This window comes from Rhodococcus sp. P4_B6 (assembly GCF_056402215.1).
This window is the reverse complement of record NZ_JBFUHV010000208.1, coordinates 1-13,280: the sequence shown is the minus strand read 5'-3', so window position 1 is coordinate 13,280 and position 13,280 is coordinate 1. Positions and strand designations below refer to the sequence as shown.

Genomic DNA, 13,280 nt, shown 5'->3' with positions numbered 1-13,280 from the left:
TGCGTGCACATCCAATCCGACACTCGTACGCTGATTCATTGCTGGGGCCTCCCACATCTTGTGGCTCTACCGGCCAGGACCCGTTTCCTGTCGGCAACCCACGTTCACATGTGGAGTGGGCCCCAGCCCATACCCTCATACTGTCTAGCCCAGAGCGGCCGCCATCGCCTCGCGCGGCGCCGGGCGGCCGGTAAACTGCTCGACTTGCCCGAACGCCTGGTGCAGGAGCATCGACAGACCGCCGACGACCGTTCCCCCGGCCACCTCGACCGCGGCCGCCAGTGGGGTCGGCCACGGGTCGTAGATCGCGTCGAGCACGAACGGCGCCCGGCCGAGAACGTCCGCGTAGTCGGTGATCGCGGCGGACGGAACGGTGCTGACGAGTGCGGCGGCCGCGGCGCACCGGGCACCGAGTTCGGGGCTGTCGAAGCCGAGCAACCGGACCTCGAGCCCCACCGATTCCGCGCACCCCAGCGCACCCGCCGCGCGACCCGCGTCGCGGGCTACCACGGTCACCGATTTCACGCCCAGGTCGGCGAGCGCGACGAGCGCAGGCCTGGCCGTTCCCCCGGCGCCGACGACGACCGCCTCGGCGCCCGCGACGGCACCGACGCCGCCCGCGGTGAGCGCGCCGCTGACCCCGTCCACGTCGGTGCAGTCGGCACGCCAGCCGCCCTCGATGCGCACGAGGGTGTTCGCGGAGCCGATCGCCACGGCCCGGTCGGTGCGCTCGGACGCGAACTCGAGCGCGGCGATCTTGCCCGGCATCGTGACGGACAGACCGACCCATTCCGGGCCGAGCCCGGACACCAGCCCGGGGAGTCGCTCCCCGTCGCACTCGATGCGGTCGTACGTCCACCCGGTGAGACCGAGCGCCCGGTACGCCGCGAGGTGCAGTTGCGGTGATCGCGAATGCGCGATCGGGCTGCCCAGCACCGCAGCTTTGCGTGCGGTCACCAACTCATCGTCCACTGTTGAGAATCCCGTTGTTCAGAGCCTGGTCGATGTTGGCCAGGTGTTCGTCGTAGCTCTTCGTGAAGAGTGTCGTGCCCTTCGAATCGACCGTCACGAAGTAGATCCAGTCGCCGGGCGCCGGTTGTTCGACCGCCTGGAGCGCCCCGATGCTCGGCGACGAGATCGGCGTCGCGGGCAGGCCGGGGCTGGCGTACGTGTTCCAGGGGGTCACCTGCGCGCGGTCGGCGTCGGTGGTGGCCAGTTCGGTGGTGTCCAGCGCGTAGTTGACCGTGGAGTCGAATTGCAGCGCCTGGTTGACGGCGAGCCGGTTCAGAATGACGCGCGCGACCTTCGAGAAGTCGTCGGGCATCGCCTCGCGTTCCACCAGCGACGCCGCGACCAGCATCTTGTACGGGGTGAGACCGACCTGGTTGCCCGCGGTGAGGATCCCGGTCTTCTCGTAGCTCGCGGAACTCTCGGACACGAGCTTCTGCAGAATGGCGGCGGGACCCGCCGTCGGATCGAAATCCCAACTGCCCGCGGCGATCAGTCCCTCGAGCTGGCGATCCCGGTCCGGGACACCCGCGACCGAGTCCTTCGCCCAGTCGGGCACACCCAGCGCGGACAGGTCGCCCGCGCCGGCGGCGTTGAGGTCGTCGTAGCTGATGCACTTCTGCTGACCGGCGTCACCCAAGCAGCTGGCCTCGGAGATCAGCGTGTAGATCCCCTTCTTCTTGGCGCCGGTCTGCACGTCGGTCGTGTCGTGGAGTTGCCTGCCCTCGGAGATGATCATCTGCCCGACGCGGGAGGCCGGGTCGACCAGTTCCTGCACGGCGTCGTCCGCCGGAATCTGGGTGGAGAGGCTGTAGAAACCGGGTTGCACCGAGTTCATGGCGTTGCTCTGGACTGCGGCGTTGAAGAACGCCGATCCGCTGGCGACGACGTCGCGGTCCGCCAGGGTGGTGGCGATCTCCTCCGCGGTATCGCCCGGATGGACCTGCACGACCACTTCGGGACCGCCGGGGCCTGCGTAGTCCGCGGGCGCGTCGGACCCGCCGAAGAACAACTTGCCGCCGACGAACACGACACCGACCAGCACGATGAGGACCGCCGCGGCGGCGAGGACGCCGAACACCTTGCCCCGGCGTGCGCGTCCCCTGGTTTGTTTGCGGCTGCGGGCCTGCGTGCGAGCAGCGGCGCGGGTCGGTGGGAACTCCTCCGGAGTCGCCGAGGGTGGGATCTCCTCGGGAATCGCCGAGATGATCTGCGTCTCGGCCTCCGCGAACGCGACGTCGGGTTCGTCGTGCGGGCGGTCGTAGCCGTCGTCGGGGTACGTGTGGGCCTCGTCCGGCTCGTCGACATGGTCGTCCACATACGGGTGGTCGTCGGCCGGCGTCTCCCGGTAGGAGCGGGCGTCGCCGTAGGAGCGGGGACCGTATCCGTCCTCGTACACGGGTTCGGGGTCGTAGCGCGGGTCGTACCGCGGCTCCGCGTAATTGCGGTGCGACTCGTAGCGCTGCGGTTCCTCGAGGTGCTGTTCCTCGTAGTGCGGCTCGTCGAGGTGCTGTTCCTCGTAGTGCGGCTCGTCGTACACGACGGCGTGGCGGCCGGTGGTGACGAGGTCGTCGTCGGGGGGTGGCGTGTAGTCGACCTCGTCGTCGTCCCCGTCGAGGTAGCGGTGCCGTCGGGGTTCGCGGGGGATGTACTGAAAGTCGGGTCGCTCACCTGCGGGGCGGCGGTGATTGCTCACTGGCCTGCCTCCGGTAGCTGCACGTCCCCACCTGAATCCCCTGCATTCACCGACCTGCTCCGCTCGTCCAACCATCCCTGCAAGATCGCCACCGCCGCAGCCTGGTCGATCACAGGACGCTGGCCCCTCGCACTGACACCGCTCTCGCGAAGCGCCCGCGCTGCAGTGACCGTCGTCAGACGTTCGTCCGCCATCCGCACCGGTATCGGGTCGACCTTCCTTCGCAATCGCTTCGCGAACACAGTAGCGATCGAGGCGGCTTTTCCCCGTTCACCCCGCAGGGTCTGCGGCAGACCGACGATAACCTCCACCGCCTCGTATTCCTCGACAATGTCGGCAATGCGCCGGATATCCGGCGCGTCGGGCCCGCGTTCCTTGGACCGGGGCACCGTCTCCACCGGGGTGGCGAGGATCCCGTCGGGGTCGCTCGACGCGACGCCGATGCGGACGCTGCCCACATCGATGCCGATACGCCGACCACGCCCAGGGTCGTCGACTCCCGGTCGATCCGGACCCTGTTCCGCGTGATCCACCGCTACTGGCTCCCCACCTTGTCCGCGACTTGTCCCCGGACCGCGTCGAGAGCGGCCGCGATTCCGCTGGTGTCCGAACCGGAACCCTGTGCCATGTCGGCCTTTCCGCCGCCGCGGCCGCCGATCTTCGGACCGAATTCCTTCACGAGGTCGCCGGCCGACAGGCCGAGTTCCTGCGCGGCCTTGCTCACGGCCACCACGAACGGCACCTTGCCGTCGACATCACCGAGCAGCACGACGACGGCGGGCTGGGTGCCGAATCGGCCGCGGATATCCGTGACGAGCCCGCGCAGGTCGTTGCCGCCGACACCGGCCGGGGCGGAATCCGCGACCAGCAGCACCGGCCCGACCCGCTGGGCCTTGTCGACGAAGGTGCCCGCCGAGGCGAGAACCGCCTGCGCGCGGGTCTGTTCGAGTTCCTTCTCCGCCACCCGAAGTCGCTCCACCAGTGCCTCGACGCGGGCGGGCACCTCTTCCGAGGGCACCTTCAGCGACGACGACAGCCCGGCGAGCAGGGCCCGTTCCTTGGCCAGGTAGCGGTACGAGTCGAGCCCGACGTAGGCCTCGACGCGACGCACGCCGGAGCCGACTGACTGCTCACCGAGCAGCGTGACGTTGCCGATCTGCGAGGAGCTGCCCACGTGAGTTCCACCACACAGCTCCATCGAGAACGGTCCGCCGATCTCGACGACCCGCACCTCGTCGCCGTAGTTCTCGCCGAACAACGCCATCGCGCCCATCGACTTCGCCTTGTCGAGGTCGGTGACGAACGTGTTCACGGAGTAGTCGGCGGCCACCGCCTCGTTCGCGACGACCTCGATGTCCTGCTTCTGCGCTTCAGTCAGCGCACCCTGCCAGGAGAAGTCGAACCGCAGGTAGCCCGGCTTGTTCAGCGAGCCGGCCTGAACGGCGTTGGGGCCGAGCACCTGTCGCAGCGCGGCGTGCACCATGTGCGTGCCGGAGTGCCCCTGCGTGGCGCCCTTGCGCCACGCGGCRTCGACCTGCGCGAGCACGACGTCACCCTCGGTGATCTGCCCCTCCTGCACGGTCACCTTGTGGACCCACAGCTTCTTGGCGATCTTCTGGACGTCGTTGACCTTCACCCGCAGCCCCGGACCGGTGAGGGTGCCGAGGTCGGCGATCTGGCCGCCCGCCTCCGCGTACAGGGGGCTGYGGTCGAGGATGACCTCGACGTCCTGGCCGACCGTCGCGACGGGGACGCGCTGCCCCTGCGAGATCAGCGCGAGAACGTGTGCCTCGGAAACCAATTCGTGGAATCCGGTGAACTCGGTGGGTCCGCGGTCAAGGAGTTCCTTGTAGACGGTGAGGTCGGCGTGCGCGTGCTTGCGCGCCTGGGCGTCGTCCTTCGCGCGCTGCCGCTGTTCGGCCATCAGCGCGCGGAAACCCTCCTCGTCGACGGTCAGACCGGCCTCGGCCGCCATCTCCAGGGTCAGGTCGATCGGGAAGCCGTACGTGTCGTGCAGCGCGAACGCCTGTTCGCCGCCGATCGTCGACTTGCCGGACGCCTTCACCGATTCGGCGGCGCCTTCGAACAGCTTGGAACCGGACGTGAGGGTCTTCAGGAACGCGGTCTCCTCCCCCACTGCGACCGTTTCGATGCGGCCGAAGTCGGTGTCGAGGACCGGGTACGACGGCGCCATCGTGTCGCGGACGACGGTGATGAACTCCCGCATGCTGGGCTTGTCGGCGCCGAGCAGCTTCGCTGAGCGGACGATGCGCCGCAGCAGGCGGCGCAGGACATAGCCGCGGCCGTCGTTGCCGGGGTTCACGCCGTCGGCGATGAGCATCGCGGCGGTGCGCGCGTGGTCGGCGATCACCCGGAACCGCACGTCGTCGTCGTGGTCGGCGCCGTACTTGCGGCCCGACAGTTCCTCGGCCTTCGCGATGACCGGGCGCACGAGATCCGTCTCGTACACGTTGTCGACGCCCTGGAGCAGGAATGCGACGCGCTCGACGCCCATGCCGGTGTCGATGTTCTGCTTCGGCAGCGGCCCGAGGATCTCGAAGTTGTCCTTGCTGATGCCGAGACCGCGCTCGTTCTGCATGAACACGAGATTCCAGATCTCGATGTAGCGGTCCTCGTCGGCCTCGGGGCCGCCTTCCACACCGAATTCGGGGCCGCGGTCGAAGTAGATCTCCGAGCACGGGCCGCAGGGCCCGGGGATGCCCATGGACCAGTAGTTGTCGGCCATGCCGCGGCGCTGGATCCGGCTCTCGGGAACGCCGACCTCGTCGCGCCAGATGTCGCGGGCCTCGTCGTCGTCGAGGTAGACCGTCACCCAGATCCGCTCCGGGTCGAACCCGTAGCCGCCGTCGTCGACGCCGGAGGTCAGCAGCGACCACGCGTGCTTGATCGCGTCGCGCTTGAAGTAGTCGCCGAAGGAGAAGTTGCCGGCCATCTGGAAGAACGTGTTGTGCCGTGTGGTGATGCCCACATTCTCGATATCGAGGGTGCGCACACACTTCTGGACACTGGTCGCCCTCGGGTACGGCGGCGTCTGCTGGCCGAGGAAGAACGGCACGAACTGCACCATTCCGGCGTTGACGAACAGCAGGTTCGGATCGTCGAGAATCAGCGAGGCGCTGGGTACCTCGGTGTGGGCCGCCTTGACGAAATGGTCGAGGAAGCGCCGGCGAATCTCGTGGGTCTGCACGTCAGTGATCCTTATTGTCTGTCTCGAGGGCAACTACGGTCGCCGGGTGGCTGGGCACACCCGGCGGTTCGGCAACATTCAGCTTAACCGGCCACCCTGACGGTTCGTGCCGCGGACGATGGCCCGCAGTTTGTCCACGCGCCCCGCGATGTCACGCTCGCCGCCGTGGGTGGTGGGCTGGTAGTAGTCGACGCCGACGAGCTCGTCGGGCGGATACTGCTGCGCCAGTACCCCGTCCGGGTGGTCGTGGGGATATCGGTAGCCGACGGCGTTGCCGAGCTTGGCCGCCCCCGCGTAGTGGCCGTCGCGCAGGTGCGGTGGAACGAGCCCGGCGTTTCCCGCCGCGACGTCCGCCATCGCGGCGCCGAGCGCGGCGATGACGGCCCCCGACTTCGGCGCGGTCGCGAGGTGGATGGTGGCCTGGGCGAGGGCGAGGCGGGCCTCCGGCATCCCGATCAGCTGCACCGCCTGCGCGGCGGCGGTCGCGGTCTGCAACGCGGTGGGGTCGGCCATCCCGATGTCCTCGCTGGCATGGACGACCAGCCGCCGCGCAATGAAGCGGGGGTCCTCGCCCGCGGTCAGCATCCGCGCCAGATAGTGCAGGGCGGCGTCGACGTCCGAACCGCGGATCGACTTGATGAACGCACTGATCACGTCGTAGTGCTGGTCGCCGTCGCGGTCGTAGCGGACGGCGGCCTTGTCGACGCTGGCCTCCACCGTCGCGAGGTTCAGCAGCACCGGACGGTCCGCGTCACCGGCCTGGTCGAGCGCCGCGCCCGCCGCCGCCTCGAGCGCGGTGAGCGCCCGCCGGGCGTCACCGGCCGCGAGGCGCACCAGATGGTCCATCGCGTCGCCGGCGATCTCGATGTCCCCGCCGAGACCCCGCTCGTCGGTGCGCGCCCGCTCGAGGAGGTTCTCGATGTCGTCCGCCGTCAGCGACTGCAGTTGCAGGACCAGCGAGCGGGACAGCAGCGGGGACACCACGGAGAACGACGGATTCTCGGTGGTGGCGGCCACGAGCAGCACGATCCGGTTCTCCACCGCCGCCAGCAGTGCGTCCTGCTGGGTCTTGGAGAAGCGGTGCACCTCGTCGATGAACAGCACCGTCTGCTCGCCCGCGAGGAGCCGTCGGCGAGCGAGTTCGATGACGCCACGCACTTCCTTGACACCGGCGGACAGCGCGGACAGCGCCTCGAAGCGGCGCCCGGTGGCACCGGAGATCAGCGACGCCAGCGTGGTCTTGCCGGTGCCGGGCGGACCGTACAGCAGCACGGACGCCGCCCCCGACCCCTCCACGAGCCGCCGCAGCGGCGCACCGGGGCCGAGGAGATGCTGCTGCCCGACCACCTCGCCGAGCGTGCGGGGACGCATGCGCACCGCCAGCGGTGCGCGGTGGTCGACCGGCACCGGACCGGGAACCGAGCGCGGAGCCGCCGCCTCGTCCGGCTGCGCCGTCTCGAACAGGCCCGCCGACTCGTCCTCGCCGACATCCGAACCGAAAAGATCGCTCACAAGTTCGACGCTACTGGAACCCGCACCGTCCGACCCAGTCCGGCCGGACCTCGCGTCAGCCGACGGACAGTCCCCGGATCTTGTCGGCGATGACGCGGGCGTCGTGGGCGACCACCGTGTTCCCCGCGTGATCCGCCGAACGGGCCAGCTTGTCCCAGCGCTGGGTCAGCGCCTCGGACCGCGGCACCGACAGGTGATGCTCGCGGACGGCGGCGATCCGGGTGTGGTTGTCCGGCAGGAACAGGTAGGTGCTGAGCCACACCCAGATCAGTTGCGCCTCGACCATGCGGGCGGCGAGCACGTTGTCGTCGGCGAGCGCGGGCCACATCCCCACGACCTCCGCCCGCCAGGCCTCGATCATCGCCTGGGTGCGGTCCTCGGACAGTTCGATGCTGCACAGGCAACCCGGGAACGAGACCAGCGCGTACGCGATGTCGAGCATCGCGTCGCGGAACCCGCCCCACTCGTAGTCGAGGAACCGGACGCCCTCGTCGTTGACGATGATGTTGTCCGGGCACAGGTCCGACGGGCTGAACGCCCGGAACCGCCCGCTCTCGAACAGCTTCGCGGCCCGCGCCACCTGCTCGGTCAGCTCCGGCGAGACGTCGACACGGAGAATGTCGGACAGCAGACCGGGCACGGCGGGCACCGCACGCTCGACCTGCTCGGCCACGGTGTCGTCGCAGTGCGCCACCTCGGCGCGGCGCAGCAGCGCGGTGAAGTCTTCTTCGCGGCCCACGGTGGCCGCGTGCATGCGGCCGAGCGCCTGGGCCATGGCCATCAGGGTGTTGGTGACGGTGTCGGAATCGGAGTGCTCGAGCAGCGCGCTGATCGGGGTGGCGTCCCCGAGGTCGCTGAGCACGAGGAGCCGGGCTTCGAGGTCGGATGCGAGCAGTTCGGCTCCGGGGCGGCTGTCCGTCGCCAGCGCCGTGGCGAACTGGTACGAGACGGCCTCGCGGAGGAAGGCGCTGCGGCTGTCGCCGGACAGGTCGTCGGGATCGACGGCCCGCGCGCCGGACACACCGGACTCCTCGCGGACCTGCTTGATCACCAACGTCCGGGGGAGGGAGAACGGATTCTCCGCCACCCGCACACGGAGCACGATGGTGCGGCCACTACCGCCGAGATCCACGGGATCCACCAGTGTCACGGGTGCCCCTGTGCGACGGGTGAGCAGCTTCTCGGCTGCGGCAACTACCTCTGAAACGGGGTCTGCCAGTATTGCAGTCATCGCGGACCAACTTACCTGCTAGTGACACGGATCATCGAGTCCTCCTCCGGAAGCCCCGATGAATTTCAGCATTTCGGCTGATCCGGTGCGAGTACTTCCATCGGCGCCACGTCAACCGACACCGCAATGGTGCTGTTTCGTGCCTCTGTGTATATGACACCGCGCAGCGGCGGCACGTCGGCRTAGTCCCGGCCCCACGCGACCACCGTGTACCGCTCGTCGACGAGCTGGTCGTTGGTGGGGTCGAAGGCCAGCCACCGGTCCCCCGGCATCCACACCGCGGCCCAGGCGTGCGTCGCGTCGACTCCGATCATCCGTTCCTTGCCGGGCGGCGGCTGCGTCGCCAGGTACCCGGACACGTACCGGGCCGCGAGTCCGCGTGAGCGCAGGCAGGCGATGGCGAGCCGGGCGAAGTCCTGGCAGACGCCCGACCGCTTCTCCAGCACCTCCGCGACCCGCGTCGAGACCGACGTCGACCCCGACTTGTACTCGAAGTCGCGGTGGATGCGGGTCGTGAGATCGACCACCGCGTCGACGAGGGGCCGTTCCGGCGGGAAACTCGGTGCCGCGTACTCGCGGACCGCGTCGCCGATCTCGGGGGGATCGAGGTCGAGCACGAACTCCTGCGCCATCGCGCCCTCGGTGCCCACGGGCCGGGACAGCTCCCACGGCGCGTTCGCCGGTGCGGCGGCGAGCCTCGCCTTGTCCGGTCCGTAGACCTCGATCTCGGATTCGGCCGCCACCACCAGTTCCTCGTGCGGCGTGCTCACCTGGAAGTACAGGTCCCGGTTGCCGTACACGTCCGACCCGGTGGAGCGGTCTGCGGGCGGCGGTGTGATGTCGACGACGGAAGCGACGCACCGCTGTTCCTCGGTGTCGCGCGGCAGGAGGTAACCCCGGCCGTACGACGAGGTCACCGGCCCCGAGTAGGTGTACGTCGTGCGGTGGGTGATCTTGTATCTGCGCAGAACCGGACGTTCCGCTGCCGGGTCCGTGCGGGGCGTCGTGTCGGTCATGCAGAGACTCCGCCCGGGGAGGTGCTCCACGAGGTGCCGCTGCCCCACAGCGGCTGGGTGCCGCCGGGCAGCGACAGCTGACCCTTCAGCATCACGTCGGACAGTTCGCTCAGCAGTGCGCGCATCGTGGTCGTCAGCTCGCCCAGCTCCTTCCGGGACCCGCCCGCGTCGACCGATTCGAGTCGGACGGGGTCGACGCGCCGCACGGTGTTGACCATGTCCTCGGCGAGCCGCTCCGCACGGGACGCACCCGAGGCGTCCGGCAGTGCGGCCAGATTCGTGCGCAGCGCCTCCAGTTGGAACGCCAGCGACCGCGGGTTCTTCACGTCGAACAGCAGCAACTCGGCGACGGCCGCCGGGCGGATACTGCGGTTGCGGCGGCGGTAGACCACGGAACTCTCGGTGGCGACGAGAAGCGATTCGATCACCGCCCGTTCGGTCGCGGGATCCGTCCTCCGCCCGAGGGTGGAGTCCACCAGCGCGATCAAGGTGGATGCCCTCTCGATCCGTTTGCCGATGTCCATGACGTGCCAGCCGGTGTCGCGAACCAGCGACTCCGCGGCGACCCCGGACAGCGCGAGCATGCCGCCGAGCACCGCGGACTGCGCCTCGAACAGCGCGGACCCGTCGTCGACGGTGTCGGCCGCGACCTGTCCGAGCGCGCGTTCGACGGAGCTGAGGACGGCCCAGATGTCGTTCGACAGTTGCCCGCGCACGGCCCGCGCGGCCTGCTCGACGCCGCGCACCGCGTGGGCGAGCGACCCGTCCCGGTCCGGGTCCGCCGTCAGCGAGCGGAACTCGGAGCGCACCCGCCGCTGGTCGGTGACCGGATCGGAACCCGAGTCGGCCACGGCGCGGTTCCCGGCGTCGGCGACCCGCAGGACCGTGTTCAGCAGGATCGGGAGGCTTCCGCCGCCCGCCAGCCACGGTCGCAGGCGGTAGTCGCGGTACTTCTCCCCCACGGCGATCATCAGCCGGGCCGCACCCTCGGCGCGCTCCGCGAACCGGCCCATCCAGAACAGTTCGGTCAGCGCGCGCGGCGACGTCATCAGGTCGGACGTCGTCGCCGCATACGTGGGCAGGGTCTCCCCGTCCCGCTCGGCGCCGTCGCCCGGGTCGGTGGACGCCGTGCGCTGGGCCAGCCGGATCCACACGTCCTTCGCCCCGGCGTGGCGCCGGTCCCCGCGCTCGGCCCCGGGAACGAGGGACGTGCCGAGACCGCCGGCCATCGGCGTGAATCCCACCTGCTGCGCGACGCTGAACAGCCGCATCCCGACCGGTGCGAGCACGACGTCCCCGGATCCACCGGCGGCGGGTGCGTACGAGGGGTCCGGGACGATCTGCCCGACCCACCGCCCGGGTTCGGCCCGCACCCGGTCCAGCAGGGTGTCCCGGTCGGCGGCACCGAGGTCGGCGGGCACGATCGGCGCACCCCCGTGCACCGCGCGCAGCACCATCGACGAGGCGTTCGAGAGGATGTGCGACAGCTCCGACCGGTCGCCGCCCCAGAAGCTCGGAACCGACGGCAGCAGCAGATCCTCGTCGAGCAGCCGTCGGCACAGGTCCGGAAGCAACCGGGTGAGGGCGGGGTTCTCGAGGATTCCGCTGCCGAGGGTGTTGACGACGGTCACCGCGCCCCGCCGCAGCACCTCGACGAGACCGACCACCCCGGACCGGGAGCCGGGGCGCAGGTCGAGGGGGTCGGCGAGGTCGGCGTCCACCCGCCGGACGATGACGTCGACGCGTTCCAGACTGCCGAGGGACCGCATCCACACGTGGCCGTCGCGGACCACCAGGTCGGCACTCTCCACGAGCGGGAAGCCGAGGACCGTCGCCAGATACGCCTGATCGAATGCGGCCTCGGACCGGGTGCGGGGGCTGAGGACGACGACGAGCGGGTCCTCGGTGCCCGCGGGAGCGGCGTCGATCGCCGCGAGCCGCATCGACTGGGCGAACGAGGACAGCGGGCGCGGTCCGACCGTCTCGTAGATACCGGGCATCGCCCGTGCGATGACGCGGCGGTCCGCCATCGCGTAGCCGGCGCCCGCCGGGGACTGCGTGTGGTCGCGCAGCGCGTGGAACGTGCCGTCCGCCCCGCGGCCGACGTCGAGTCCGTGCAGGAACAGCTGGTGGCGGCCCGGCACCGTGATGCCGTGCGCCGCACGGACGTAGCCGGGGTGCCCGAACACCGTGCGGGCCGGGACGGCGCCGCTCCGGACGAGGGTCATCGGTCCGTACAGGTCCGCGAGTACCGCGTCGAGAAGCCGGGAGCGCTGCACGAAGCCCGCCGCCAGCTGCTCCCACTCCTCGGCCGCGACGATCAGCGGGACGGCGTCGATCTCCCATCGTGGCGGTGCGATCGGCGCGTCCGAACCGTCGAGGGGGTTGTAGGTGATCCCGTGGTTGTCGACGAGCAACCGGATGCGGGACTGCAGGCGGCGGACGGAGTCCGGCCCGCCGTCCGTGAAGTCCTGGGCCAACTCCGCCCACGGTTCCCGGAGGCCGCCGTCGTGGTCGAACAGTTCGTCGTAGCCCGCGCCGTCGTGCGGCGAGACGCTCATCAGGCCCTCCGCCGCTGCGCCACGGAGCGTTCTTTCCGCGCCTGCTCGAGCAGCCGGCGGGGATCGCCGCCGCTGCGGAGTCGCAGCGCCACGACCAGGACGCCGGCGACGACGATGCCCACCATGTTGACCCCGAGTTGCAGCGCCGCCAGTGCCGCGACGCGCCATTCGCCCACGGTGACCGCGACGACGGCGAATCCGGCGGCCGGAACGGTGGTGACGGAGATGAAGACGCCGACGAGCGCCGCCGACTTCGAGGACACGAGCGCGAGCATGCCCGCCGCGCCGGCGAGGAGCGCGACGATCAGCGACAGCGGTCCGACCCGGTAGATGAAGTCGACCTGGTCGAGGGACTCGATGCTCTCGAACTCCATCCAGCCGACCTGCTCCATCAGCAGGGTCGCGACCAGCGTCGCCGCCATCGCGAACGGGAAACCGAACAGCAGGGCGATCAGCGACCGCCGCGCCAGCCCCAGCTTGCGCCGCATCAGGGCGACGGCGAGCGCGGCGAGCGGTCCGAACTCCGGTCCCACCACCATGGCCCCGACGACGGTGATCGGCGAGTCGGTCACCACACCCACCGCGGCCAGCAGGCACGCGATGGTGAGGAACGCGAGGAAGGTGCCGTTGAGCGTCGACTCCTCGCGCGTCCGGCTGACCAGTTCCTCCCACACGACGCTGTCCGCGGGATCGCCCGGGGCCGCCTTCTCCGCCTCGTGTGCGGACTTCGAGAGCACCGTGTCGACGGGCTCCACCGTGATCGCGCCGGTGCGATCGATTCCCAGGGCCTCGAGCGCGTCGATCACGTCATTCGCGGACTCGCGGGCCACATCGGTCTGGATCGCGTCACCGGCGGGGTCGATCGCGGCGTCGCGCAGCACCACCACGTGGGTCGCGCCGGGTTCCGCGGCGAGCACACCGAGGACGTCCTCGGTGTGCTCGGCCGGACAGATCACTCGCAGGTGCAACATCGTGTCCCCCGGCTGTTCCGCGTCGTCCGGTCATCGAGTCCCGCCGGCAGATCGTGCCGGAGGTCCCGGCTTCTTTT

9 protein-coding genes are annotated in these 13,280 nt (G+C 70.1%); all 9 read right to left on the bottom strand.

The features are described from left to right. Positions 1–144: 144 nt before the first annotated feature. The 9 genes from AC1DWT_RS44565 to AC1DWT_RS44525 all read right to left on the bottom strand — a co-directional run bounded on the left by AC1DWT_RS44565 (position 145) and on the right by AC1DWT_RS44525 (position 13,203). Positions 145–972, bottom strand: coding sequence for a shikimate dehydrogenase (locus AC1DWT_RS44565; protein ID WP_072942161.1), 828 nt, complete (start codon positions 970–972; stop codon positions 145–147). Next, the gene (locus AC1DWT_RS44560) at positions 962–2,704 is read right to left on the bottom strand and encodes an endolytic transglycosylase MltG (RefSeq protein ID WP_206015416.1); all 1,743 of its coding nucleotides are present in this window, start codon (positions 2,702–2,704) and stop codon (positions 962–964) included. The genes AC1DWT_RS44565 and AC1DWT_RS44560 overlap by 11 nt, the downstream gene beginning before the upstream one ends. Next, positions 2,701–3,237: a Holliday junction resolvase RuvX gene (gene ruvX, locus AC1DWT_RS44555; RefSeq protein WP_072942164.1), complete on the bottom strand. Its 537-nt coding sequence runs from the start codon at positions 3,235–3,237 to the stop codon at positions 2,701–2,703. Before ruvX ends, AC1DWT_RS44560 begins: the two co-directional genes overlap by 4 nt. Positions 3,238–3,239: 2 nt before the next feature. After that, positions 3,240–5,912 carry an alanine--tRNA ligase gene (gene alaS / locus AC1DWT_RS44550; RefSeq protein ID WP_477925717.1) on the bottom strand — a complete coding sequence of 891 codons (2,673 nt, stop codon included), beginning with the start codon at positions 5,910–5,912 and terminating at the stop codon, positions 3,240–3,242. A 78-nt stretch (positions 5,913–5,990) separates the two neighbouring features. Next, a complete protein-coding gene (locus AC1DWT_RS44545; RefSeq protein ID WP_095860629.1) occupies positions 5,991–7,424 on the bottom strand; it encodes a replication-associated recombination protein A in 1,434 nt (477 codons plus the stop codon). Positions 7,425–7,479: 55 nt separating this feature from the next. After that, positions 7,480–8,655, bottom strand: a complete 1,176-nt coding sequence (locus tag AC1DWT_RS44540) for a phosphotransferase family protein (RefSeq protein ID WP_072942170.1) — start codon at positions 8,653–8,655, stop codon at positions 7,480–7,482. A gap of 65 nt (positions 8,656–8,720) precedes the next feature. Further along, positions 8,721–9,671, bottom strand: a complete 951-nt coding sequence (locus AC1DWT_RS44535) for a transglutaminase family protein (protein WP_072942172.1) — start codon at positions 9,669–9,671, stop codon at positions 8,721–8,723. Next, positions 9,668–12,232 carry a circularly permuted type 2 ATP-grasp protein gene (locus tag AC1DWT_RS44530; protein WP_206015414.1) on the bottom strand — a complete coding sequence of 855 codons (2,565 nt, stop codon included), beginning with the start codon at positions 12,230–12,232 and terminating at the stop codon, positions 9,668–9,670. Before AC1DWT_RS44530 ends, AC1DWT_RS44535 begins: the two co-directional genes overlap by 4 nt. Beyond that, complete coding sequence (locus AC1DWT_RS44525; protein ID WP_206015413.1) at positions 12,232–13,203, bottom strand: DUF389 domain-containing protein; 972 nt, start codon at positions 13,201–13,203, stop codon at positions 12,232–12,234. The genes AC1DWT_RS44530 and AC1DWT_RS44525 overlap by 1 nt, the downstream gene beginning before the upstream one ends. Positions 13,204–13,280 lie beyond the last annotated feature (77 nt).

What these genes read in the sequence shown, in the direction of transcription:
- AC1DWT_RS44540 (WP_072942170.1), bottom strand. Translation starts at nt 8,655, where the DNA reads ATGACTGCAATACTGGCAGACCCCGTTTCAGAGGTAGTTGCCGCAGCC.
- AC1DWT_RS44530 (WP_206015414.1), bottom strand. Translation starts at nt 12,232, where the DNA reads ATGAGCGTCTCGCCGCACGACGGCGCGGGCTACGACGAACTGTTCGAC.
- AC1DWT_RS44525 (WP_206015413.1), bottom strand. Translation starts at nt 13,203, where the DNA reads ATGTTGCACCTGCGAGTGATCTGTCCGGCCGAGCACACCGAGGACGTC.